This is a genomic window from Micromonospora sp. NPDC051924, from assembly GCF_055586005.1.
Window position 1 is genome coordinate 19250 of record NZ_JBVJJA010000039.1, and the last position, 23069, is coordinate 42318.

At 71.9% G+C, this 23069-nt stretch carries 19 protein-coding genes; 9 read left to right on the top strand and 10 right to left on the bottom strand.

Annotated features, from left to right (window positions below; genetic code table 11):
• Positions 1 to 87 precede the first annotated feature (87 nt).
• Complete coding sequence (locus tag ACZ6S5_RS26340) at positions 88 to 567, top strand: hypothetical protein (RefSeq protein WP_466004620.1); 480 nt, start codon at positions 88 to 90, stop codon at positions 565 to 567.
• A 178-nt stretch (positions 568 to 745) separates the two neighbouring features.
• Complete coding sequence (locus tag ACZ6S5_RS26345; RefSeq protein WP_466004622.1) at positions 746 to 3379, top strand: glycosyl hydrolase; 2634 nt, start codon at positions 746 to 748, stop codon at positions 3377 to 3379.
• Between the two features lie 61 nt (positions 3380 to 3440).
• Here ACZ6S5_RS26345 and ACZ6S5_RS26350 read toward each other — a convergent pair whose 3' ends face one another.
• From ACZ6S5_RS26350 to ACZ6S5_RS26370, 5 genes are all read right to left on the bottom strand, one after another.
• A complete protein-coding gene (locus ACZ6S5_RS26350) occupies positions 3441 to 4469 on the bottom strand; it encodes an ABC transporter ATP-binding protein (protein ID WP_466004624.1) in 1029 nt (342 codons plus the stop codon).
• The gene (locus ACZ6S5_RS26355) at positions 4453 to 5490 is read right to left on the bottom strand and encodes an ABC transporter ATP-binding protein (protein WP_466004625.1); all 1038 of its coding nucleotides are present in this window, start codon (positions 5488 to 5490) and stop codon (positions 4453 to 4455) included. The genes ACZ6S5_RS26350 and ACZ6S5_RS26355 overlap by 17 nt, the downstream gene beginning before the upstream one ends.
• Before the next feature lie 5 nt (positions 5491 to 5495).
• Positions 5496 to 6452 carry an ABC transporter permease gene (locus ACZ6S5_RS26360; RefSeq protein ID WP_466004627.1) on the bottom strand — a complete coding sequence of 319 codons (957 nt, stop codon included), beginning with the start codon at positions 6450 to 6452 and terminating at the stop codon, positions 5496 to 5498.
• Positions 6445 to 7383: an ABC transporter permease gene (locus ACZ6S5_RS26365; protein ID WP_466004628.1), complete on the bottom strand. Its 939-nt coding sequence runs from the start codon at positions 7381 to 7383 to the stop codon at positions 6445 to 6447. The genes ACZ6S5_RS26360 and ACZ6S5_RS26365 overlap by 8 nt, the downstream gene beginning before the upstream one ends.
• 90 nt (positions 7384 to 7473) lie before the next feature.
• Entirely contained in the window at positions 7474 to 9072 is a 1599-nt protein-coding gene (locus ACZ6S5_RS26370; protein ID WP_466004630.1) for a peptide ABC transporter substrate-binding protein, read from the bottom strand.
• Between the two features lie 413 nt (positions 9073 to 9485).
• Between ACZ6S5_RS26370 and ACZ6S5_RS26375 the strand changes: the two genes are divergently transcribed.
• Both ACZ6S5_RS26375 and ACZ6S5_RS26380 read left to right on the top strand, forming a co-directional pair.
• A complete protein-coding gene (locus tag ACZ6S5_RS26375) occupies positions 9486 to 10349 on the top strand; it encodes a bifunctional methylenetetrahydrofolate dehydrogenase/methenyltetrahydrofolate cyclohydrolase (RefSeq protein WP_466004632.1) in 864 nt (287 codons plus the stop codon).
• 100 nt (positions 10350 to 10449) lie between these two features.
• The gene (locus tag ACZ6S5_RS26380) at positions 10450 to 11400 is read left to right on the top strand and encodes a malate dehydrogenase (RefSeq protein ID WP_466004634.1); all 951 of its coding nucleotides are present in this window, start codon (positions 10450 to 10452) and stop codon (positions 11398 to 11400) included.
• 208 nt (positions 11401 to 11608) lie between these two features.
• Here the strand turns inward: ACZ6S5_RS26380 and ACZ6S5_RS26385 are convergent, their stop codons facing one another.
• Entirely contained in the window at positions 11609 to 12397 is a 789-nt protein-coding gene (locus ACZ6S5_RS26385) for an MBL fold metallo-hydrolase (protein ID WP_466004636.1), read from the bottom strand.
• 133 nt (positions 12398 to 12530) lie between these two features.
• On the opposite strand from ACZ6S5_RS26385, the gene ACZ6S5_RS26390 reads away from it, so the two are divergent.
• Positions 12531 to 13748 (top strand): NADP-dependent isocitrate dehydrogenase, encoded by a 1218-nt coding sequence (locus ACZ6S5_RS26390; RefSeq protein ID WP_466004638.1) that lies wholly within the window; start codon positions 12531 to 12533, stop codon positions 13746 to 13748.
• Between the two features lie 288 nt (positions 13749 to 14036).
• Here ACZ6S5_RS26390 and galT read toward each other — a convergent pair whose 3' ends face one another.
• The 4 genes from galT to ACZ6S5_RS26410 form a co-directional block, all read right to left on the bottom strand.
• The gene (gene galT, locus ACZ6S5_RS26395) at positions 14037 to 15110 is read right to left on the bottom strand and encodes a galactose-1-phosphate uridylyltransferase (protein WP_466004640.1); all 1074 of its coding nucleotides are present in this window, start codon (positions 15108 to 15110) and stop codon (positions 14037 to 14039) included.
• Positions 15107 to 15895: a DeoR/GlpR family DNA-binding transcription regulator gene (locus tag ACZ6S5_RS26400; RefSeq protein ID WP_466004641.1), complete on the bottom strand. Its 789-nt coding sequence runs from the start codon at positions 15893 to 15895 to the stop codon at positions 15107 to 15109. Before ACZ6S5_RS26400 ends, galT begins: the two co-directional genes overlap by 4 nt.
• A 201-nt stretch (positions 15896 to 16096) precedes the next feature.
• On the bottom strand, positions 16097 to 17626 hold the full coding sequence (cysC, locus tag ACZ6S5_RS26405) for an adenylyl-sulfate kinase (protein ID WP_466004642.1): 1530 nt from the start codon (positions 17624 to 17626) through the stop codon (positions 16097 to 16099).
• Positions 17627 to 17836: 210 nt separating this feature from the next.
• On the bottom strand, positions 17837 to 19342 hold the full coding sequence (locus tag ACZ6S5_RS26410; RefSeq protein WP_466004643.1) for a glycosyltransferase family 2 protein: 1506 nt from the start codon (positions 19340 to 19342) through the stop codon (positions 17837 to 17839).
• Between the two features lie 240 nt (positions 19343 to 19582).
• Between ACZ6S5_RS26410 and ACZ6S5_RS26415 the strand changes: the two genes are divergently transcribed.
• From ACZ6S5_RS26415 to ACZ6S5_RS26430, 4 genes are read left to right on the top strand one after another with little or no spacing between them, the layout of a single operon-like run.
• Complete coding sequence (locus tag ACZ6S5_RS26415) at positions 19583 to 20497, top strand: ABC transporter ATP-binding protein (RefSeq protein WP_466004644.1); 915 nt, start codon at positions 19583 to 19585, stop codon at positions 20495 to 20497.
• The gene (locus tag ACZ6S5_RS26420; RefSeq protein ID WP_466004646.1) at positions 20490 to 21371 is read left to right on the top strand and encodes an ABC transporter permease; all 882 of its coding nucleotides are present in this window, start codon (positions 20490 to 20492) and stop codon (positions 21369 to 21371) included. The genes ACZ6S5_RS26415 and ACZ6S5_RS26420 overlap by 8 nt, the downstream gene beginning before the upstream one ends.
• Entirely contained in the window at positions 21368 to 22321 is a 954-nt protein-coding gene (locus tag ACZ6S5_RS26425; RefSeq protein WP_466004647.1) for an ABC transporter ATP-binding protein, read from the top strand. The genes ACZ6S5_RS26420 and ACZ6S5_RS26425 overlap by 4 nt, the downstream gene beginning before the upstream one ends.
• A gap of 3 nt (positions 22322 to 22324) precedes the next feature.
• Positions 22325 to 23035 (top strand): ABC transporter permease, encoded by a 711-nt coding sequence (locus ACZ6S5_RS26430; protein WP_466004648.1) that lies wholly within the window; start codon positions 22325 to 22327, stop codon positions 23033 to 23035.
• Positions 23036 to 23069 lie beyond the last annotated feature (34 nt).

Below are 23069 nucleotides of genomic sequence, written 5' to 3' on the forward strand. Positions count from 1 at the left end.
CTCCCCGTTCTCTCCGCCGCCCGCTCCCGCCCGCGGCCACCGCGCCGCCCGCCCGAGCTGCCTCCCCCTCTCCCGACAGGTTGGCCCATGCGCGTACTCGACCGGTTGACCGCCGTCGTCGTCGCGCTGGCGTTCGTCCTGGCCGGCCTGGGGGTGCCCTGCTGCGGCGAGACCCTTGAGCCCGGCGCGGTGGTTACCGCCGCGCACCGGTCGATCGTCCACGACGGCCCGTCCGTTCTTCCTCCGGATGGACGGTCCGTCGACGCACCGGTCACCACGCCGGACCGTCCCGCCCCGCCCTCCGGCGACCCCCGAGCCGTCGGCGCGCGCCTCACGCACCCCGACGCCCCGTCGGAGCTGTGGACGGAATTCTCCGGCGGACCCTGTGGTGACCACCGCGCCGGCGTCGTCAGCAGCGACGGACCGGACGATCTCCTCCTGGCCGCGCCCCTGCGCGTCGGTGGCACCCCGCAGTCGGTGGCCGCCCCGACCCGCTACCGGGAGCCGGCCGTTCCGCTGCCGCCGCGCGGCAGCCTGCCCAGCCGGGCCCCGCCGGCACTGGCCTGACCCTCCCGCGCCCCACCCGTCGGGTGTGACCTGCCGTCCGCCCGGGTGCCCCGCTGACCGAGGGTCGACTGCGGACGGTCGCCGTCCGATCACCGAAGCGCCATGGTCGCCATCCGTCGTCCATGGTTTCCCCACCCGGGCCGACCGCCCGGGGACCCCTTGAATCCGGAGGATTCACATGTCCAAGTTCCGCTGGCGCAAGCCGGCGACAATCGCGGGCGCGCTGGTGCTCACCGCCGCGCTCGGTGGCGTCGTCGCCACCAACCACGAGGTGCAGGAGAAGCTCGGTCTGGCCGACGAGCCCGGCGCCAACATGCCCTGGCACCCCAGGGAGTTCATGGAGATGGCGGCCGGCGAGTCGTCCGAGGAGGCCGGCGAGGAGGCCTTCGAGGCCCGCACCATCGCCGAGCAGTTCGCCCAGGCCCGCTACGCCCCGGGCATCGTCTCGCCGGGGGCGTACTCGAACGCGCTGAGCCAGCTGAACGGCATGGCCGCCACCAAGGGCACCTGGCGCGAGGTCACCAAGATCAAGTATGACGGTGACGACCCGCGCTACCGCGACTACGCCTCCAACTCCTCCGGAGGCGCCGGCCTGGTCACCGGTCGGATGACGGGCCTGGCCGCGGACAACAACGGTTACGTGTACGCGGCCGGCGCGGACGGTGGCGTGTGGCGTTCCTCGACCGGCGGCGGGAGCTGGACGCCGATCGCGGACGCGCTGCCCACCCTGTCCAGCGGCGACGTCGTGCTCGCCACCGACGGCTCGCTCTGGTACGCCACCGGCGAGGCGAACACCGGCGCCACCTCATACGTGGGCGCTGGCGTCTACCGGCTGGCCAACCCGAGGACCGGCACGTTCCAGGCGACCGACCGGGTCGGCGGGACCGAGCTGGAGAGCAGCACCATCAACAAGCTGCGCTTCTTCGGCGGCAAGGTGTGGGCCGCCACCAACCGGGGCCTGTACTCGCACGCGATGTCCAGCACCACCGGCGCCTGGAAGCTGGAGTTCGCGCCGAACCCGACCTACCTGCCGGGTGGCGCGGACGCGGGCACCGCGAACGCCGCGTACAAGAACATCGTCAACGACGTGGCGGGTGACCCGCGCAACCCGAAGCACGTGGTGGTCGCCTCGGCCTGGCGCTCCGGTGACACCTACAACGGCTTCTACGAGACGGCCGACTACACCGCCGGCGGCTGGGCCAAGGTCAACCCGACCGGGTCCATCCCGGCCGACGACATCGGCTACGTGACGTTCGCCTTCTCCGCCGACGGCGGCAAGCTGTACGCGATCAACCAGTCGCCGAGCCTGCTGAACAAGCCGGCCGGCAACGTGAACAGCTACCTGGACGGCATCTACGTCTCCAACAACGGCAACCCGGCCGGCCCGTGGAGCAAGATCGCCGACTCCTCGAAGCTGGGCAACTCCGGTTCGGCCCTCAAGCAGACGGTGATCGGCAAGGGCTACGGCCCGGGCATCCAGGCCTGGTACAACCAGTTCCTGGCGGTGGACCCGGCCAACCCGAACCACGTCTGGGCCGGCCTGGAGGAGGTCTACGAGTCGACCGATGCCGGCGCCAACTGGAAGACCGTGGGCCCGTACTGGAACTTCGGCTTCTCCTGCTGGAACATCTACGACTCGCAGAACAAGTGCAACAAGACCACCCACTCCGACCAGCACTCGGTCGCGGTCGGCAACGGCTTCGTCTACGTCGGCAACGACGGTGGTGTCTACCGCCGGCCGATCAACGGCAGGACCGACAAGGACGGGCACGCCACCGACTGGCAGAGCCTGAACGACGGCACCATCGACGCCCTCCAGTACTACTCGGTGTCGCTGGGCAAGGACCCGGCGAAGGCCGGCACCATCGTCGGCGGTGGTCTGCAGGACAACGGCGTGTCGATCCTGCGCGCCGGGGACACCGTGATGGGCTCCAACTTCGGCGGTGACGGCGGCGACGGCTTCGCCGACCCGGCCAACGGCTGCCGGCAGGTCCAGGAGTACACCAACCTGGCCATGCGGGTGACCGAGAACTGCAACGCCAACCCGGGCCCGGGCACGGCGGACACCTCCACCTCGCGGGACATCCAGCCGTACACCTCGTCGCCGGGCGACGAGCTGGCCCGGTTCATCGCGCCGTTCGCGCCGGACGACCACGACGCCAACGTCTGGGTCGCCGGTGGCCGGCACGTCTGGGTGAACACCAAGGGCTACGCCATCCAGGACGGCAAGGGCTGGACCAACGTGTTCGACCTGGGCGCCGGCCACACCGCCACCTCGGTGGCGGTGTCCAACGGCATGGCGTACGTCGGCTGGTGCGGCCCGTGCAACAACGCCGGGTTCACCCGGGGCGTCGCGGTCGGCAAGGTCACCGACCCGTCGAGCTGGCACCAGATCGCGCTGCCGGGTGACTTCCCGAACCGGTTCGTGCAGGGCGTCGGGATCGACCCGGCGGACGGCGCGCACGCCTTCCTCGCGGTCAACGGGTTCTCCCGCCGGTTCACCGAGGGTCCGGGAGCCGGCTACGGCCACGTCTTCGAGACGACCGACGCGGGCGCGACCTGGAAGGACGTCTCGGCGAACCTGCCGGACGTGCCGACCAGCTCGATCAAGGAGCTGTCCAACCGCGCGCTGGTGCTCGCCACCGACCTGGCCACCTTCTACCGCGCGCCCGGCGCCACCGACTGGCAGCGGCTCGGCGCCGGCCTGCCGCTGACCGTCGGCATGGACGTCGAGTACAACGCGGCGGACAACTCGGTCTACGTCGCGACCCACGGCCGCGGCATCTGGGCGTTCGACCTCGCCCAGCTCTGAGCGACCGGCGACACCGGAGGCCCCGTCCCCCCTTCCTCCGGGGGACGGGGCCTCCGTCGGCTCAGGCGGCCGGGCGTACCTCGGCGAAGTGGCACGCCGAGGGGTGCGGGTCGGCCGCGCGGAGCACGGTGTGCGGCTCCTGGGTGGCGCAGACGTCCTGCGCCTTCCAGCACCGGGTGCGGAACCGGCAGCCCGACGGCGGGTCGGCCGGGCTCGGCACGTCGCCGGTGAGCCGGATGATGTTCCGGTCCGCGCGGGCGTCCGGGTCGGGCACCGGCACCGCCGAGAGCAGCGCCTGGGTGTACGGATGGGTGGCCCGCTCGTAGATCTCCTGCTCGGTGCCGATCTCCACGATCTTGCCGAGGTACATCACCGCGACCCGGTCGGAGATGTGCCGCACCACCGACAGGTCGTGCGCGATGAAGATGTACGACAGCCCGAACTCGTCCTGGAGCTGTTCCAGCAGGTTGATCACCTGGGCCTGGATGGAGACGTCCAGGGCGGACACCGGTTCGTCGCAGACGATGATCTCGGGCCGCAGGGCGAGCGCCCGGGCGATGCCGATGCGCTGCCGCTGGCCGCCGGAGAACTGGTGCGGGTACCGGTTGATGTGCTCCGGGTTCAGCCCCACCACGTCCAGCAGCTCCTGCACCCGCCGCCGCTTGCTGCCCTTCGGCGCCGCCTCGGGGTGGATGTCGAACGGTTCGCCGATGATGTCGCCGACCGTCATCCGCGGGTTCAGCGAGGTGTACGGGTCCTGCATCACCATCTGCATGTTCCGGCGCAGCCGGCGCAGCTCCGAGCCGGAGGCCTTGAACAGGTCCCGGCCCTCCAGGCTGGCCCGGCCGGCGGTCGGCGTCTCCAGCCGCATGAGCAGCCGGGCCAGGGTCGACTTGCCGCAGCCCGACTCGCCGACCACGCCGAGCGTCTCGCCCCGGCGCAGCTCGAAGCTGACCCCGTCGACGGCCTTCACCGCGCCGGTCTGCTTCTTGAACAGCACCCCCTGGCTGATCGGGAAGTGCTTGACCAGGTTGTCGACGGCGAGGATCGTCTCGCCGCGGACCTTGGTCGGGCTAGCGGGCGCTGTCATCACGGACCTCCTGCGCGAAGTGGCACGCGCTGGTCCGGCCGTCGCCGAGGACCAGGTCGTGCGGCACCTCGTCCACGCAGACCTGCTGCGCGTACGGGCACCGGGGGTGGAACGGGCAGCCGGAAGGGATGCGCATCAGGTTCGGCGGCAGCCCCTTGATCGTCGAGAGCGCCTGCCCGCGCACGTCCAGCCGCGGGATGGACTCCAGCAGCCCCTTCGTGTACGGGTGGGCCGGCGCCCGGTACAGCGAGCGCACGTCGGCGTGCTCGACGATCCGGCCGGCGTACATGACGGCGATCCGGTCCGCGACGCCGGCGACCACGCCGAGGTCGTGGGTGATCAGGATCATCGCCATGTCGAGGTCGCGGCGCAGGTCGGCCAGTAGGTCCATGATCTGGGCCTGCACGGTGACGTCCAGCGCCGTGGTCGGCTCGTCGGCGATCAGCACCTTCGGGTTCAGGGCGAGCGCCATCGCGATCATGACGCGCTGCCGCATGCCGCCGGAGAACTGGTGCGGGTAGTCCCCGAGCCGCTTGGCCGCGCCCGGGATCTTCACCAGGTCCATCAGTTCGGCGGCCCGCCTGCGGGCGTCGGCGCGGGACATCCCCTCGCGCTGGCGCAGCGTCTCGCCGATCTGCCAGCCGACCGGGAAGACCGGGTTCAACGCCGACAGCGCGTCCTGGAAGATCATCGCGATCTCCTTGCCGCGCACCTGCCGGCGCTGCTCCTCGGACTGGGTCAGCAGGTCCCGGCCCCGGTAGCGGATCTGGCCGGAGCGGATGTGCGCCGGGGGAGTGTCCAGGATGCCCATGATCGCCTGGGCGGTCACCGACTTGCCGGAGCCGGACTCGCCGAGCACGGCCAGGGTCTCGCCCGGGTCGAGGTGGTACGACACCCCGTTGATCACCCTGGCCACGCCCTCCCGGGTGCGGAACTCGACGTGCAGGTCCCGTACCTCGAGCAGGTGGCCACCGGGCGGGGTGGGGGAGGCCGGCGTGGGCCGGACCGCGGACTGGGTCATGAGGGTCACCGCAGCTTCGGGTCGAAGGCGTCGCGGATCGCGTCGCCGAGCATGATGAAGGCGAGCACGGTCAGCGCCAGGAAGGCGGAGGGGACGACCAGCGGGGTCGCGGACTCGCGCATGTGCACCCGGCCGGCGTCGATGTCGATGCCCCACGAGATGGTCGGGGCCTTGAGACCGATGCCGAGGAAGCTCAGCGTGGCCTCGGCGGCGATGAACGAGCCGAGCGCGATGGTGAGCACCACGATCGCCGGGGCGAGCGCGTTCGGCAGGATGTGGCGCCACATGATCCGGCCGTTGCCGGCACCGAGCATCCGGGCCGCGGCCACGTAGTCCTGCTCCTTGGCGGTGATCACCGAGGAGCGGACAACCCGGGCCGCCGTCGTCCAGCCGAGCACCGCCAGCACGAAGATGACCGCGATCAGGCGGACGTTGTCGCTGCTGGTGCTCACCCGCTTGAGCAGCACGATCGCGGCGAGCAGAAGCGGGATGCCGAGCACGATGTCGATCACCCGGGAGAGCACCGCGTCGATCCACCGGCCGAAGTAGCCGGCGAGCATCCCGACGACCAGCGCGATCACGCCGGTGAACAGCGCGGAGAGCGCGCCGACCAGGAGCGACGCGCGCGCCCCGTAGACCGCCCGGGCGTACGTGTCGCAGCCCTGGAAGTCGTACCCGAAGATGGCCCCGCCGGACGGCCCGGCGTGCTGCCGGGAGAGCACGCAGTCGCGCGGGTCGTTCGCGGTGAACAGCGACGGCGCGGCGGCCATCGCGGCGACCAGTACGACCAGGGTCAGGCTGACCCAGAAGATCGGGTTGCGGCGCAGGTCGCGCCAGGCGTCGCCGGCCAGGCTGCGCGGCTTCTGCGGCGCGCCGACCTGGTTGGGGGCGCCCGGCTCGCCGGAGACGCCCCGCCGCGCGGCCTGATTCTCCGTGGCCGCCACGGTCTCGAAATCACTCATAGCGGATCCTCGGGTCGAGTACGGCGTACAGGACGTCCACCACCAGGTTGGAGACGAGGTAGACCACGACCAGCACGCTGACGATGCCCACCACCAGCGGGCCGTCCTCGGTGCGGATGCCGCGGAACAGGTTGAAGCCGACACCGGGGATGTTGAACACGCCCTCGGTGATGATCGCGCCGCTCATCAGGTTGCCCAGCTCGACGCCGAGGAAGGTGACCACCGGGATGAGCGAGTTGCGCAGCACGTGCACGCTGACGATCCGCCGCTTGACCAGGCCCTTGGACCGGGCGGTGCGGACATAGTCGGCGCGCATGTTCTCCGCCACCGAGGTACGGGTCAGCCGCAGCGCGGTGGCCAGCGAGAGCGAGCCGAGCACGATGCCGGGCAGCAGCAGCGCGTACAGGTCCGGCTCGGCGCCGGCGGTGGGCGGGAAGAGCTGCCACTTCACGCCGAGGAAGTACTGGGCCAGCGGGGCGAGCACGATGGTCGGGATGCCGAGCACCAGCAGGGTGAGCACCAGCGTCGAGTTGTCGAAGATGCCGGCCCGCCGGATGCCGGCGATGACCCCGGCGGTGACCCCGAAGACGACGGCCACGGCCATCGCGATCAGCGCGAGCTGCACGGTGACCGGCCAGGCGGTGGCGAGGATGTCACCGATCTGCCGTCCGGTCAGCGACTGCCCCAGGTCACCCTGGAGCAGGTTCTTGAGGTAGTCGAAGTAGCGGTAGAAGAAGCCGCCGACGCCGGTGGCGTCCAGGTGGTACTTCTCGGTCAGGTATGCCCGCTGGGCCGCGGTGACGGGACGTTCCCCCGCGAGCGCCTGGATGGGGTCGCCCTGCCCGGCGAACATCAGCGCGTAGACGATCAGGGTGGTCCCGAAGAAGGCGAGGACCATCTGGAGCAGTCGCCGCAGAATAAAGCGGAACATACTGTGAAGTCTCTCTGAAAAGGGGCGAAGGGTGCGCCGTCCCGCGGGTCGGGCCACCCGCAGGTGGCCCGACCCGTCGTACGGGGGGTGTTACTTGACGGCCTCGATCTTCAGCAGGTTGACCCGGTCGAAGAGGTCCACCTCGACGTTCTTGACCTTGGTCGAGTGGCCGAAGTTGTTCTGGCCGTACCGGAGCGGGATCACCGGCATGTCCTCGGCCAGGAGGTCCTCCGCCGCCTGGTACTTCTTGATCGCCTCGTCCTGCGTCGGGGCGCTGGCGCCCTCGGCGAGCAGCTTGTCGAACTGCGGGTTGCTGTAGCCGTAGTAGTTCGACGAGCCGTTGGTGCTGTACAGCGGGCCCAGGTAGTTCTCCATGGACGGGTAGTCCATGACCCAGCCCATCCGGAACATGCCGACCGGCTGCTTCTGCTTGAGCTTGGTCAGCAGGTCCGCGAACTTCGGCTCGGCGGTGCCGACGCACTCCACACCCAGGTTGGCCTTGAGCTGGTTGCAGGTGGCGTCGATCCAGTCCTTGTGGCCGCCGTCGCCGTTGTAGGACAGCTCGATCTTCTTCGGGCCGCCCGCGGCCTCGTACATCGCCTTGGCCTTGGCCGGGTCGAACTCACCGGCGGCACCGATGGTGTCCGCCCGGTAGCCCGCCACGACCGGCGAGACGAACGAGCGCGCCGGCTGCTGCGAGCCCTTGAAGATCGACTTGGTGATCTCGTCCCGGTCGATCGCCATCGAGATGGCCTTGCGCACCTCGGGCTTGCTGAACTCCTTCTGGAAGGTCGGGAAGGCCAGCACCTGCAGCGACGAGGCGGGGCTCTGCTGGAACCGGTCGCCGAGGTCGGTCGCCGCGGTGGACAGGTTCTCGGTCGGGATCTCCTTGATCACGTCAAGGTTGTCCGAGAGCACGTCCGCGTACGCGGCCGTCATCTGCTGGTAGATCCGGAACTCGACGCCGTGCACCTTCGGCTGCTGGCCGGGGAAGGCGTCGTACTTCTCCACCTCGACCTTGGCGTCGTGCTGCCAGGTGCCCTTCATCTTGAACGGGCCCTGGCCGATCGGCGCCTGCTCGTAGCCCTCGGCGAGCACGCCCGGGGCGGAGAAGGCCGCCTTGGGCAGCGGGTAGAAGGCGGTGTAGCCGAGCATCGACTTGAAGTCGACGTACGGCTGGGAGAGCGTGACGGTGAAGGTCAGGTCGTCGACCTTCTTCAGGCCGGTCAGCGTCTTCGCCTTCGGCTTCTCGCCCTGCAGGTCCTCGTAGCCGGCGACCTTCTCGAAGAAGTAGCTCGAGTTCTGGCCGTTCGGGGCGTACGCGCCGTAGTTCCAGGCGTCGATGTAGTTGTCGGCCGTGACCTTCTCGCCGTTGTGGAAGGTGTAGCCGGGCTTCAGCTTGATCGTCCAGACCTTGTTGTCCGACGACGTCACCGACTGGGCCGCCACCTCGTACGGCTTGTTGGACTGGTCGTAGTCGACCAGGGGGCTGAACAGGGCGGCCAGCACCTGCGAGCCACTCGTCTCGTTGGTGTTGGTCGGGACCAGGTGCTGCGGCTCGGCGATCTCGATCCGCACGGCCGCGTTGGGGTCGCTCTTGCCGCCGCTGCCGCCCGAGCCGCAGGCCGCAAGGCCCAGGGTCACCGCGAGCGGGAGGGCGGTCCAGGCAGCGAGCCTACGAACACGCATGGGGGCTCCTCATCTCCTCACGCTGCGCAGTCAAGCCCGGCGCTGGGTAACGCTGCGCAACGATCGGCAACGGTAGGTCGTCGCGGGTCGCTTCGGCAACGAGAGCGTTGCGATGCGATAACGGAGTGGGGGGCCCGGGCTTGCCCGGCTCCGGCCGCTCTGCTACGAGAATTGGCCGTTGATGCTGCTCAAAGCCCATTTCCGGATTGCCCGCGCGGCCCGCGATTGCCGTCTCGACCGGCCCGCGCGCTTGCCGACGCGGTGTCCGCTCTGCCCCGATTAATCATCGGGTGCCCGTCCCAGCATGTGGCGGATTCCACAGGCGGTAACTCTCAGTGATCAACTCCACGTAACAGATCGTCACCATTGCCTGTCGTCGGTCCCGCCGGCGCGCGTCGTGAGACGATCCAGGCGTGACGGCGACGATCCTGGACGGCAAGGCGACCGCGGCGGAGATCAAGGACGAGCTGCGGGCGCGGGCCAAGGCGCTGGCCGAGCGGGGCGTCACCCCCGGGCTCGGCACGGTCCTGGTCGGCGCCGACCCCGGCTCCCAGGCGTACGTCAACGGCAAGCACCGGGACTGCGCCGAGGTGGGCATCGCCTCGATCCGCCGCGAACTGCCCGCCGACGCCACCCAGGAGCAGCTCGACGCGGTCCTCGCCGAGCTGAACGCCGACCCGGCCTGCCATGGCTACATCGTCCAGCTCCCGCTCCCCGCGCACCTGGACACCCAGCGGGCCCTGGAGATGATCGACCCCGCGAAGGACGCCGACGGGCTGCACCCGGTCAACCTGGGCCGCCTCGTCCTCGGCTACGAGGGTCCGCTGCCCTGCACCCCGCGCGGCATCGTCGAGCTGCTGCGCCGGCACGACGTCGGGCTGAGCGGCGCGAAGGTGGCCGTGGTCGGCCGGGGCAACACGGTGGGCCGGCCGCTGGGCCTGCTGCTCACCCGGCGCAGCGAGAACGCCACCGTGACCCTCTGCCACACCGGCACGCTGGACCTCGCCGCGCACACCCGCGAGGCGGACATCGTCATCGTCGCGGCCGGTGTCCCCGGGCTGCTCACCGCCGACATGGTCACCCCCGGGGCGACCGTCGTCGACGTGGGCATCACCCGGGTGATCGGCGCCGACGGCAAGGGCCGCTACACCGGCGACGTCGACCCCGAGGTGGCCGAGGTGGCCGGCAAGCTGGTGCCGATGCCCGGCGGGGTCGGTCCGATGACCCGGGCGATGCTGCTCACCAACGTGGTCGAGCGGGCCGAGCGGCAGGATTGACCACCCCGAGCGGGTCATAACCGTCCGCCCCTGGCCCGAACGGTGCCAGGATGGCTGATACGGTCCGGAAAACCGACTGGTATCAGGGAGTGGGACGACCATGGGTAAGAAGGTCACTGTCGTCGGGGCCGGCTTCTACGGCTCCACCACCGCGCAGCGCCTGGCCGAGTACGACGTCTTCGACACCGTCGTGATCACCGACATCGTGGAGGGCAAGCCGGCGGGTCTCGCGCTGGACCTCAACCAGTCCCGCGCCGTCGAGGGCTTCGAGACCAAGGTCGTGGGCGTCACCACCGGTCCCAACGGCGAGGGCTACGAGGCCATCGAGGGCTCGGACGTCGTCGTCATCACCGCCGGCCTGCCCCGCAAGCCGGGCATGAGCCGGATGGACCTGCTGGAGACCAACGCCAAGATCGTCCGCCAGGTCTCCGAGAACGTCGCCAAGTACGCCCCGAACGCCGTCGTCATCGTCGTCTCCAACCCGCTCGACGAGATGACCGCCCTGGCCCAGCTCGCCACCCAGTTCCCGAAGAACCGGGTGCTCGGCCAGGCCGGCATGCTGGACAGCGCCCGGTTCACCAACTTCGTCGCCGAGGCGCTGAACGTACCGGTCAAGTCGGTGAAGACCCTGACCCTGGGCTCGCACGGCGACACCATGGTCCCGGTCCCGTCGAAGAGCACCGTGGACGGCAAGCCGCTGCGTGATGTCATGCCGGCCGCCCAGATCGAGGAGTTGGTCGTCAAGACCCGCAACGGTGGCGCCGAGGTCGTCGCGCTGCTGAAGACCGGCTCGGCGTACTACGCCCCGTCGGCCGCCGCCGCCCGGATGGCGAAGGCCGTGGCCGAGGACTCCGGCGCGGTCATGCCGGTCTGCGCCTGGGTCGACGGCGAGTACGGCATCTCCGGCGTCTACCTGGGCGTCGAGGCCGAGATCGGCCGCGAGGGCGTCAAGCGGGTCGTCGAGACCGACCTGGACGCCGACGAGCTGGCCAGCCTCAAGGAGGCCGCCGAGGCCGTCCGCGCCAAGCAGGCCGACGTCGCCAACATGTGACCCCGTGACACCCGCGAAGGGCGGGCCGGCTCTCGCCGGCCCGCCCTTCGCGCATCCCCCCGCTGCCCCCCCGGGGGGCCCCGGCCCCGCTGCCCCGCCCGGTTGATCAAGAAGTTTGCGTCAGATTCGGGCCGTGTGCTGACGCAAACTTCTTGATCAACTCGGCGGGCGGGCGGGCGGGCGGGCAGGGTGGGGTGGGGTGGGGTGGTTAGAGGGGGGTGAAGGGGTGGCCCAGGTGGGGGGTGGCCAGGGTGGTGGGGCCCTGGGTGGCGAGATTGTGCAGCAGGGTCCGGCGGGTGGCGCGGGCCAATCCGGCGTCCTCCTCGTGGGCGTAGCGCAGGGCCGGGTCGACCAGTTGGAGCTGGTGGACCAGGAGGTCGCCGGTGACCAGGAGGCGGTCGTCGCCGGAGTCGACCAGCACGGACTGGTGGCCGGGGGTGTGCCCCGGGGTGCTCAGCACGCGTACCCCCGGGGGGAGGTCGGTGTCGCCGTCGACCACCCGCAGCCGGCCGGCGGCGCGCAACGGCCTCAGCAGCCGGGCCGGCAGCTCCGGGTGGAACCGTGCCAGGGCGTCCAGCTCGGCCCGTTGCAGCAGGTGGTCCGCGTTCGGGAAGAGGTCACCGGCCCAGCCGACGTGGTCGGTGTGCAGATGGGTGAGGACCACGGTGCGGACGTCCGCGGGGTCGATCCCGGCGGCGGCCAGTTCCTCGGGCAGCCGGCCCGGGACCGGTGCCCAGCTCGCCGCGAGCGAGCCGGCCGGGCCGATGCCGGCGTCGACCAGGGTGACCGGCCCGTCCCCGGTACGCAGCGCGAAGCAGCGGAACGGCAACCACCAGCGGCCGTCCGGGGTGACGGCGGCCGGGTCCCGGCGGTCGGCCTCCGCCCACTGGGCGGCGGTGGCGTCGGGGAACGCCTCCTCGCGGGGCTGGAAGAAGGGCCCCGCTCCGTCGACCAGGGCGGTGACCGTGATAGACCCGACCGTGTGATCCAGCGGCATCCGGGAAGGATGGCACCGCGTCCCCTTCCGGGGCACCCCGTTTCCACGGGGTGAGGCCGGCTGGGGAGCCCCGGTCAGTTTCCAGTACGCTCGTACTGCTTGAGCATGTGTCCCCCGAGAGGAGCGCCGGCCGATGGCGAAGATCAAGGTAAACAACCCGGTCGTGGAAATCGACGGCGACGAGATGACCCGGATCATCTGGAAGCAGATCCGGGAGCAGCTGATCCTGCCGTACCTCGATGTCGACCTGCACTACTACGACCTGTCGATCCAGCACCGCGACGAGACCGACGACCAGGTCACCGTCGACGCCGCGAACGCGATCAAGGAGCACGGCGTCGGCGTCAAGTGCGCCACGATCACCCCGGACGAGGCCCGGGTGGAGGAGTTCGGCCTGAAGAAGATGTGGCGGTCGCCGAACGGCACCATCCGCAACATCCTCGGCGGCGTCGTCTTCCGCGAGCCGATCATCATGTCCAACGTGCCGCGGCTCGTCCCGGGCTGGACCAAGCCGATCATCATCGGCCGGCACGCGCACGGCGACCAGTACAAGGCCACCGACTTCGTCGTCCCCGGTCCGGGCACGGTGACCATCACCTACACCCCGACCGACGGCGGCGCGCCGATGGAGATGGAGGTCGCCAACTTCCCCGGCGGCGGCGTCGCCATGGGCATGTACAACTTCGACGACTCGATCCGGGACTTCGCCCGCGCCTCCATGCGCTACGGCCTGGACCGCGGCTACCCGGTCTACCTGTCGACCAAGAACACCATCCTCAAGGCGTACGACGGCCGGTTCAAGGACATCTTCGCCGAGGTGTTCGAGAACGAGTTCAAGTCGGAGTTCGAGGCCGCCGGCATCACCTACGAGCACCGGCTGATCGACGACATGGTCGCCGCCGCGCTCAAGTGGGAGGGTGGCTTCGTCTGGGCCTGCAAGAACTACGACGGTGACGTCCAGTCGGACACCGTCGCGCAGGGCTTCGGCTCGCTCGGCCTGATGACCTCCGTGCTGATGACCCCGGACGGCCGCACCGTCGAGGCCGAGGCCGCGCACGGCACCGTCACCCGGCACTACCGGCAGTACCAGAAGGGCGAGAAGACCTCGACCAACCCGATCGCCTCGATCTACGCCTGGACCCGGGGCCTGGCCCACCGGGGCAAGCTGGACGGCACCCCGGCGGTCACCGAGTTCGCCAACACGCTGGAGCGGGTCATCATCGACACCGTCGAGGGCGGCCAGATGACCAAGGACCTCGCGCTGCTCATCTCGCGGGACGCCCCGTGGCTGACCACCGACGAGTTCATGAACGCGCTCGACGAGAACCTGGCGCGCAAGCTCGCCGCCTGATCCTCGCCCGCGTCACCGACCGAGCCCGCCGGCCCCGTGCCGGCGGGCTCCGTCGTGCCCGCCGGCGGCGTCACCGCAGCGGGCCGTGCCTCGTTGAGCAAGGTGGACGAGATGCAAGTCCCGTCCTGGAAGGCTGACCGCGGTCGCCTCGCGGCCTGAGTGCCGACCAGCCAGCCTTCCCGGCTGTCGCGCACAGCCAGCCGTCCCTTCCCTTGCGGGGGGCCCTGTCCCGGGCCCCCCGCGCCCTGTTGTCCGCGGTTTCCGCGGGTGGAGAAGGGGCCCTTCCGTTCAGGCGGCGCGGAGCAGCTCCGCGGCGCGCTCCGGGGCGATGTCGTTGATGAAGACGCCCATCCCCGACTCGGAGCCGGCCAGGTACTTCAGCTTGTCCTTGGCCCGCCGGATGCTGAACAGCTGCAGGTGCAGGTGCCCCAGCTCGCGGTCGACGCGTACCGGGGCCTGGTGCCAGGCGGCGATGTAGGGCATCGGCAGGTCGAACAGCCCGTCGAAGCGGCGCAGCACGTCCAGGTAGAGCGGGCCGAAGGCGTCCCGCTCGGCGTCGTCCAGCGCCGGGATGTCCGGCACCGGCCGGTGCGGCGCCACGTGCACCTCGAACGGCCAGCGTGCCGCCGCCGGCACGTACGCCGTCCAGTGCTCGTTCGCCGCCACCACCCGCTCCCCGGCGGTGCGTTCGGCGGCGAGCACGTCCGCGTACAGGTTGCCGCCGGTCCGTTCGGCGTGCCGGCGGGCGGCGGTCAGCATCGTCCGGGTCCGCGGCGTGACGAACGGGTACGCGTAGATCTGCCCGTGCGGGTGGTGCAGGGTCACGCCGATCTCGACGCCTCGGTTCTCGAACGGGAAGACCTGCTCCACGCCGGGCAGCGCGCCCAGCGTGGTGGTCCGGTCGGCGAGGGCGTCCAGCACGGTGCGGACCCGGCGGGGGGAGAGGCCGGCGAACGAGGCGTTGTGGTCGTCGGTGAAGCAGACCACCTCGCACCGGCCGCGTCCGGGGCGGACCGGTGCGAACGGGGTGATCTCGTCCGGCTCCGCGGCGACCCGCTGGCTGAGCGAGGGGAAGCGGTTCTCGAAGACAGCCACGTCGTAGTCGGGTGCCGGAATCTCGCTGAGCCGGTCGCTCCGGGACGGGCAGAGCGGGCACTCGTCGGCCGGGGGGAGGAAGGTGCGGGTCTGCCGGTGCACCGCCACCGCCACCCACTCGTCGGTGAGCGGGTCGTACCGGAGCTGGGAGGCGGGCGGCGGTGGGAGAAGGTCGCGGAGGTCCCGCCGGTCCCGGACCGCGTCGTCCCGCTCGTCGAAGTAGATCAACTCGCGGCCGTCGGCCAGCTCGATCTGCGTACGCTTCACTCCGCCCCCTCGCTGCCCGGCACGATCACCAGCTCGCCCACCCTGTCCTCGAGTACCCGTCGCGCGTCCGGCGCCAACCGGTCGTCGGTGACCAGCACGTCCGCCGCGTCCAGGCCGACGATCGAGGAGATGCCGACCGTGCCCCACTTCGTGTGGTCGGCGAGCACCACCAACCGGTCGGCCGCCGCCACCAGGGCCCGGTCGGTGTCCGCCTCCATCAGGTTCGGCGTGGTGAACCCGGCCCGTTCGCTGATCCCGTGCACGCCGAGGAAGAGCACGTCCAGGTGGAGCGCGCCGAGCGCGGCCACGGCCAGCGGGCCGACCAGCGCGTCCGAGGGGGTGCGCACCCCGCCGGTGAGCACCACGGTCTGGTCCGGCCGGCCGCCGACGTGCAGGATCTCGGCCACCGGCAGAGAGTTCGTCACCACGGTGAGCCCCGGCACGTCGAGCAGGTGGCGGGCGAGCTGGGCGGTGGTCGTACCGGCTGAGAGGGCCACGGCCGCGCCGGGGTGGACCAGCTCCGCGGCCCGGGCGGCGATGGCCGCCTTCTCCGCGGACTGGCGGACCGACTTGGCCCGGAAGCCCGGCTCGTCGGTCGAGCCGGGGCCGGCGACGGTGGCTCCGCCGTGCACCTTGGCCAGCAGCCCCTGGTCGTGCAGCGTCTCCAGGTCGCGCCGGATGGTCATGTCGGAGACGCCGAACTCGGCGGCCAGCTCGGTGACCCGGACGCCGCCGGCGGCGCGGACCCGGTCCAGGATGGCCGCCTGCCGCTGCCGCGCGAGCACCCGTCCGTCACCTCCCGCTCTCCCGACCGCGCGCAGGCGCACGCGGTCGAACGTGTTCCAACAAAGATGAACACTACCGCGCAGCGGGCCGCGGCGAAAGAAACGATGCGAAGCCGCGAACCGCCGCCCGGGAAGGTGCTCTTTCCGGGAATCTGTGCGGATCGGGGGGTGAGGGGTGGGGGAGAGGTGGGGGCCCGAGGGTCAGGCGGACTGGAGGCGGGGCTCCACCCAGCCGGTCTCGGTCAGGTGGTCCATCACCCGCTGCACCGCCTCGTCGACGGTCAGGTCCGTGGTGTCCACCACGAGGTCGGCGTCGGTCGGCTCCTCGTACGGGTCGTCGACGCCGGTCATCCCGGTGAGCAGGCCGGCCCGGGCGCGGGCGTACAGGCCCTTGCGGTCGCGCAGCTCGCACACCTCCAGCGGGGTGGCGACGTGGACCAGCAGGAACCCGGCCCCGGCGGCGTGTGCCATCTCCCGGGCGGTGGCGCGGGCCGCCGCGTACGGGGCGATCGGGCAGCAGATGGCCACGCCCCGGTGCCGGGCGATCTCGCCGGCCACCCAGCCGATCCGCCGGACGTTGGCGTCCCGGTCGGCCTTGCTGAAGCCCAGCCCGGCGGAGAGCTCCCGGCGCACCACGTCCCCGTCGAGCAGGGTGATGGTGCGGTCGCCGCCCTCGCGCAGCACGTCGGCCAGGCCGCGGGCGATGGTCGACTTGCCGGAGCCGGAGAGGCCGGTCAGGAAGACCACCAGGCCGCGGTGCCGGCGCGGCGGGCGGGCCCGGGCCAGCTCCTTGGCCACCGCCGGCGGGGTGTGCCACTCGGGCAGCGGGAAGCCCCGGTCCAGCAGGTCCTCGATCTCCGCCTGGCTGAGCGCCAGCCGCCGGTTGCGCGGCGGGATGTCCTCCCGCCAGCGCCACTGCCCGTCCCGGTTGTCGTACGCCAGCTCGCGCGGCACCAGCACCCGCAGCCCGGCCCCGGAGAGCATGCCCTCGGTGGAGAGCAGGTGGGTCACCCCGTACGCGGCGGCCACCCGGGCGCGCAGCAGGGCGTCGCTGATCTCGTCCCGCCGGCGGGCCAGGGGCACCGCCACCAGGGTGGCCGGGGGCATCCGGTCCCGGGCGGCGAACACGCTGCGGACCAGCGCCTCGGCCGGCAGCCCGGCGACCGACTCCTCGCCGACCGGGATCAGCACCAGCAGGTGCGCGCCCAGGGTGCGGGCGGCGTGGGCGATCTGCGCGAGCTGCGGCCGGTGCAGCGGACGGTCGGCGAAGATGCCGAGCACCCGACCCGGGGGCAGCAGCGCGGTGACCTCCTCCGGGCTGCGCCGCAGCCGCTGGAACGGCCCGTGGCCGCCGTCGCCCAGGCGGCGTACCGCGCCGCCCACGCCGACGATCCCCTCCCGGACCGGCCACACGTCGGTCACGTCCATGGCGGCCACCGGGGCGCCCTCGCCGTCGGTGAGCACCAGCGCCCGGCGCAGCGGGTCGTCCAGCACCAGCCCCTCGGTGAGCGCCGCCGGCACCTGGAGGGTCACCGGCACCGGCCACGCCGTGCCGTCGTGCAGCCGGCCACGCCGGCTCAGCGAGACCAGGTCGGGGCGGGTCATGAACCCGGTCAGCGGGGCGTACGCCCCGGTCAGCAGCAACTCCAGATCGGCCAGCTCACCGGTGCGCGGCGCGTACGTCGGCGCGTCCCGCAGCACGTCCTCGGGAAGCACCCAGCCGTTGCTCATCGAACCCCCAACTCACCGACCGGCCCACAGTTTCGCAGCCGACCGGCGATCGGTCGAGAGCGCCACTCCCCTCCCGGCCACCGGCGGGGGCGCCGGGTCAGCCGGCCGGGTCGGGCAGGGCGACGCCGATCGGCGCGGCGGACCGCTCGCCCCGGATGGCGACGCTGGTCAGCCCGGGCGGCGGGCGTCTCCGGTGACCGGCCCGCGCGCTCACGCGACCAGCACCGGCACCGGGGTGACGGGCCGGCGGCCCAGCCGGCGCGTCACCGCCCGGCGGAGCCGGGGCCAGAAGGCCTGCTCGTTCTCCACCCGCGGCGGAGCGCCGTCCGCGGCGCAGTGCACGAGCAACGGCAGGCGGGTGTCCCGGGTCCACCCCGCGCCGGTGACCCGGGCCTTGAGCCGCCAGGTGCCCCGGGTCCGGCCGCCGTTCAGCGCGGCGAAGTCGACGGTGGCGGTCGCCAGGTGCCGGATCCGCAGGACGTCCCCGTCGGGTACGCGCTCGGTGTCGACGGTGACCGGCAGGAAGACCTCCTCCTGGGTCTCCTGGTGCCGGGCGACGAGGTCCACCTTCGGCCGGCCGGCCGGGGCGGCGCCGGGCGGCGGCTCGACGCCGTCCACCGGGAACACCGGCAGGTCCCGGCCGTCGGCGCCGAACCGCATCGGCTCGTCCCCGGCCCGGAGTTCGGCGGCGACGGTGACCGTGAGGGTCGACCCGGCGACCGCCCAGCCCTGCACCGAACCGTACGCCCGGACGCTCGCCTCCCACTCGGCCAGCCGGCGCAGGTCGGCGACCCGGCCCTGTTCGGCGAGGGACGCGATGGCCCGGTGCAGCGGCGGCAGGCCGGCGGCGACGCCCGGGGCGAACCGGTCCCGGATGATCTGCCGGATCTCCCCGGCGACCTGCTCGATCCACTCCTGCGGGGCGTCGGTCATCCGGCGTCCGCGCAGCCGCTCCACCATCTCGTTGCGCAGCCACCGCCGGTGCAGCCGGTCGCGCAGCGCTCCGGGCGGCACGTGGGCGTCCACGATGTCGAGCGCCTCGCGCAGGCCGGCGTAGTACTCCGCCGGGTCGAGCCGGGTGGCGGTCACGTTCCCCGCGTCGGTGCGGCGCTGGTGGTGGTAGCAGGTGTAGTCCGCCAGCACGCAGGTCCGCCCGGAGAGCAGGTACGCCCGTACCACCATGCGATGGTCCTCCAGCCGGCGGTGCGGCCCCTCCGAGAACCGCAGCCGGTGCTTGTCGAGGAACGAGCGGCGGAACAACTTGTGGCAGGTCAGGCTGTCGATCAGCGGCGCGTTGGCCAGCGTGGCGTCGAACCGGTTCTGCCGGAACAGCTCGCGCGGGACGCTGCGCCGGTGCCCGGCCATCTTGCCGATCACGATGTCGGCGTCGTACGTCCGGGCGCAGGCGTGGAGCCGTTCGAGCGCCTCGTCGGCGAACCAGTCGTCGTCGTCGGCGAAGAAGACGTACTCGCCCCGGGCCCGCTCCACCCCGACGTTGCGCGGCCGGGACGGCCACCCCGAGTTCTCCTGGTGCACCACGTGGAAGTGCGGGTGGGTGGCGGCCAGGGCGTCCAGGCGTCGCGGGGTGGCGTCGGTCGAGCCGTCGTCGACGAAGATCACCTCGAGCTCGCCCGTCGGCAGCGACTGGCGTTCCAGCGACGCGACGAGACGGTCGATGTGCGGCCCGCAGTTGTGGGTGGGCACCACCACGCTCACTCTGGGACACTCCGCGCCGGCGATCATGTGCTTCCCCCGAATGTGATCGATCCGGCTCTGCCCCCGTCGGCGATGCCGGCTCCCCATGGTGGACGCCCGAACGGCAGTTTCGGTTGCAGGTTCGTTACCAACAGTTCACCTGGCGGGCGTGGCACCTAGGGGCCCGGACCGCCGGGGATCAGGGAAGTGCCGGGGTCGCAGCGGACCCGCGGGCTGCCCCGACTGCCTACGCTGTAGCTCGTGACACTGCTCGCGACCGAGTCGCTGACCAAGACGTACGGAGGTCGGGTCACCGCGCTGACCGACCTCACGGTGTCGGTCGAGCCGGGGATCATCGGGCTGGTCGGCGCCAACGGCGCCGGCAAGTCCACCCTCATCAAGATCCTGCTGGGCCTGCTCGCCCCGACCAGCGGTCGGGTCTCCGTGCTCGGCCTCGACCCCACCACCGATCCCGCGGCCGTCCGCGCCCGGGTCGGTTACATGCCCGAACACGACGCCCTCCCGCCCGACCTCTCCGCTGCGGAGCTGGTCACCCACCTGGGCCGGATGAGCGGTCTGCCGCGCACGGTCGCCCGGGAACGGGCCTCCGAGGCGCTGCGCCACGTCGGGCTGCACGAGGAGCGCCACCGCGCCGTCGGCGGCTACTCCACCGGCATGAAGCAGCGGGTCAAGCTCGCCCAGGCCCTGGTGCACGACCCCGACCTGCTGCTCCTCGACGAGCCGACGAACGGCCTCGACCCGGCCGGGCGGGACGCCATGCTGGCCCTCATCCACCGGATCGGCACCGAGTTCGGCATCTCCGTCCTGGTCTGCTCGCACCTGCTCGGCGAGGTGGAGCGGATCTGCGACACGCTGGTCGCCATCGACGGCGGCCGGCTGCTGCGCGCCGACCGGGTCGCCGCGATGACCTCCGCCACCGACGTGCTCGCCGTCGAGGTCAGCGAGGGCACGGAGGACCTCGCCGCCCGGCTCGCCGGACTCGGCCTGCCGGTGTCCCGGGAGGGCCGGCTGCTGCTCGTGCCGCTCGCCGACGACGCCACCTACGACCAGATCATCGGCGCGGTCGCCGAGCTGGACCTGCCGCTGCACCGGCTGGACCAGCGCCGGCACCGGGTGGCCGAACTCTTCGCCACGAGGGAGCCCAGCCATGTCTGAGCCGACCGGCGTCATCCACGACATCGGCTACCAGCGCTACACCGGTCCCCGGCTGGGCCGCCGCCAGGTCTTCGGCGCGCTCTACGTACACGGCCTGCGGACCGCCTTCGGCCTGGGCCGCTCCGCCAAGGCGAAGATCTTCCCCTGGCTGGTCATGGGCATCGTGCTGGTGGTCGCCGCCGGGCTGACCGCGGTCCGGACCCAGACCGGTCAGGTCGTCATGACGTACGCCCAGTTCGCCGACGCGATGAGCTGGCTGGTGATCTTCTTCGTCGCGGTGGTCGGGCCGGAGCTGGTCTCCCGCGACCTGCTCAGCGGCGTGCTGCCGCTCTACTTCTCCCGGCCGTTGCCGCGTGGCGACTACGCCCTGGCCAAGCTCGGCGCGCTGGTCAGCGCGCTCTGGCTGCTGCTCGGCGCGCCGCAGCTGGTGATGTTCCTCGGCGCCGCGTTCACTACCAAGGACGGGCTGCACGGGGTCTGGACCGAGCTGGGCGACCTGCTGCCTGGTCTGCTCTACGCGGCCCTGTGGGCGGTGGTCTTCGCCTCGGTCGGGCTGCTGATCGCCTCGCTCACCGGCAAGCGGGCGTTCGCGGCCGGCGGCATCGTGGCCGTGTTCCTGATGACCGCCCCGATCGTCGGCATCCTGTCGATCATGCCGTCCCGGACGGTCAACGAACTGGCCATGCTCGGCTCGCCCACCGCCCTGATCCACGCTGTCGGCGCCTACACCCTCGGCGACCTGCTCGTACCCGGTGGGCAGACCGAAGATCAGATCGGCGACTTCGGGCCGCTCTACGTGGCCGTCGCCGTCCTGCTGGTGGCCGGTTGCGTCGCCCTGCTGCTGCTGCGATACCGGAAGGTGGCCACCCGATGACCACGATCAGCGCGGAGGTGGCGGCCGCGACCACACCCGCCGTCACCCTCGACCTCGCGGGCGTCTCCCGCTGGTACGGCAACGTGGTGGCGGTCAACGACGTCACCATGCGGCTCGGGCCGGGGGTGACCGGCCTGCTCGGGCCGAACGGCGCCGGGAAGACCACCCTGCTGCACATGATGGCCGGCTTCCTCGCCCCGTCCCGCGGCGCGGTCACCCTGGACGGCGAGCCCACCTGGCGCAACCCGGGCGTCTACCGCCGGCTGGGCCTGGTCAGCGAGCGGGAGGCGGTGCACACCTTCCTGACCGCGTACGAGTTCGTGCTGGCCAGCGCGAAGCTGCACCGGCTGCCCGACCCGGAGGCGGCGGCCCGGCGGGCCATCGACCTGGTCGAGATGGCCGACGCGCAGGACCGGCGGATCGGCACGTACTCCAAGGGCATGCGGCAGCGCACCAGGGTGGCCGCCGCGCTCGTGCACGACCCGACCGTGCTGCTGCTCGACGAGCCGTTCAACGGGATGGACCCGCGCCAGCGGCTGCACATGATGGCCCTGCTGCACCGGCTCGGCGACGCCGGCCGGACCATCCTGTTCAGCTCGCACATCCTCGAGGAGGTCGAGCAGGTCTCCGGCACCGTGCAGGTGATGGTCGCCGGCCGGCTGGCCGCGTCCGGCGACTACCGGACCATCCGCCGGCTGATGACCAACCGCCCGCACGTCTTCCGGGTCCGCTCCACCGACGACCGGGCCCTCGCGGTCGCGCTGATCGCCGAGGAGTCGGTGGCCGGGGTGGAGTTGGGCCGGGACGGGTTGACCGTCCGGGCCGGGGACTACGGCGCCTTCACCCGGGCGCTGCCGAAGATCGCGCTGGCCCGGAGCGTCCGGGTCCGGTCGCTGACGCCCGAGGACGAATCGCTGGAGAGCGTCTTCTCCTACCTGGTGGGGAGCTGACCCATGTCGACCGTTACCTGGATCACCGCGCGCGGACTCTTCGGCCGGCGCCGGTTTCTGCTGTTGCTCCCGCTGCCCGCGCTGCTGCTGGTGCTGGCCATCGTCTCCCGCTCGCTCGGGGTCGACCCGGGCCAGTGGGGTCCGCCGGTGCTGGTCGGCCTCGGGCTCGCCGTGGTGCTGCCGGTGGTCGCGCTGATCGTCGGCACCGGCGTGCTCGGCGCCGAGATCGACGACGGCACGGTGGTGCACATCCTCACCAAGCCGCTGCCGCGCTGGCAGATCGTGCTGCCGAAGCTGGTGGTGGCGGCCGGGGTCAGCGCGGTCACCGTCGCCGTCCCGCTCTACGTCGCGGGTGTGCTGGCCCATTCGGTACGCCTCGGACTGGCGCTCGCCGCCGCGTCCGCGCTGGGCGCGCTGGCGTACTCGGCGCTGTTCCTGGCGCTCAGCCTGCTCACCCGCCGGCCGGTGCTGCTCGGCCTGGTCTACGTGCTGATCTGGGAGGGGCTGCTGGGCCGGTTCGTGGACGGCACCAAGGTGCTCTCCATCCAGCAGTGGGTGATCGCGATCGCCGACCGGATGGCCCCCACCGGCCTGCTCGGCACCACCGTTTCGGTCTCGGTCGCCGCCGTCCTCACCACCCTGGTCGTGGTCGGCTTCACGGTGCTCGCCATCGACCGCCTCCGCTCCTTCTCCGTCGCCGGCGAAACGAGCTGACCCCCCTCCGCCGCCGCCCCACCCTCCCCGGGGC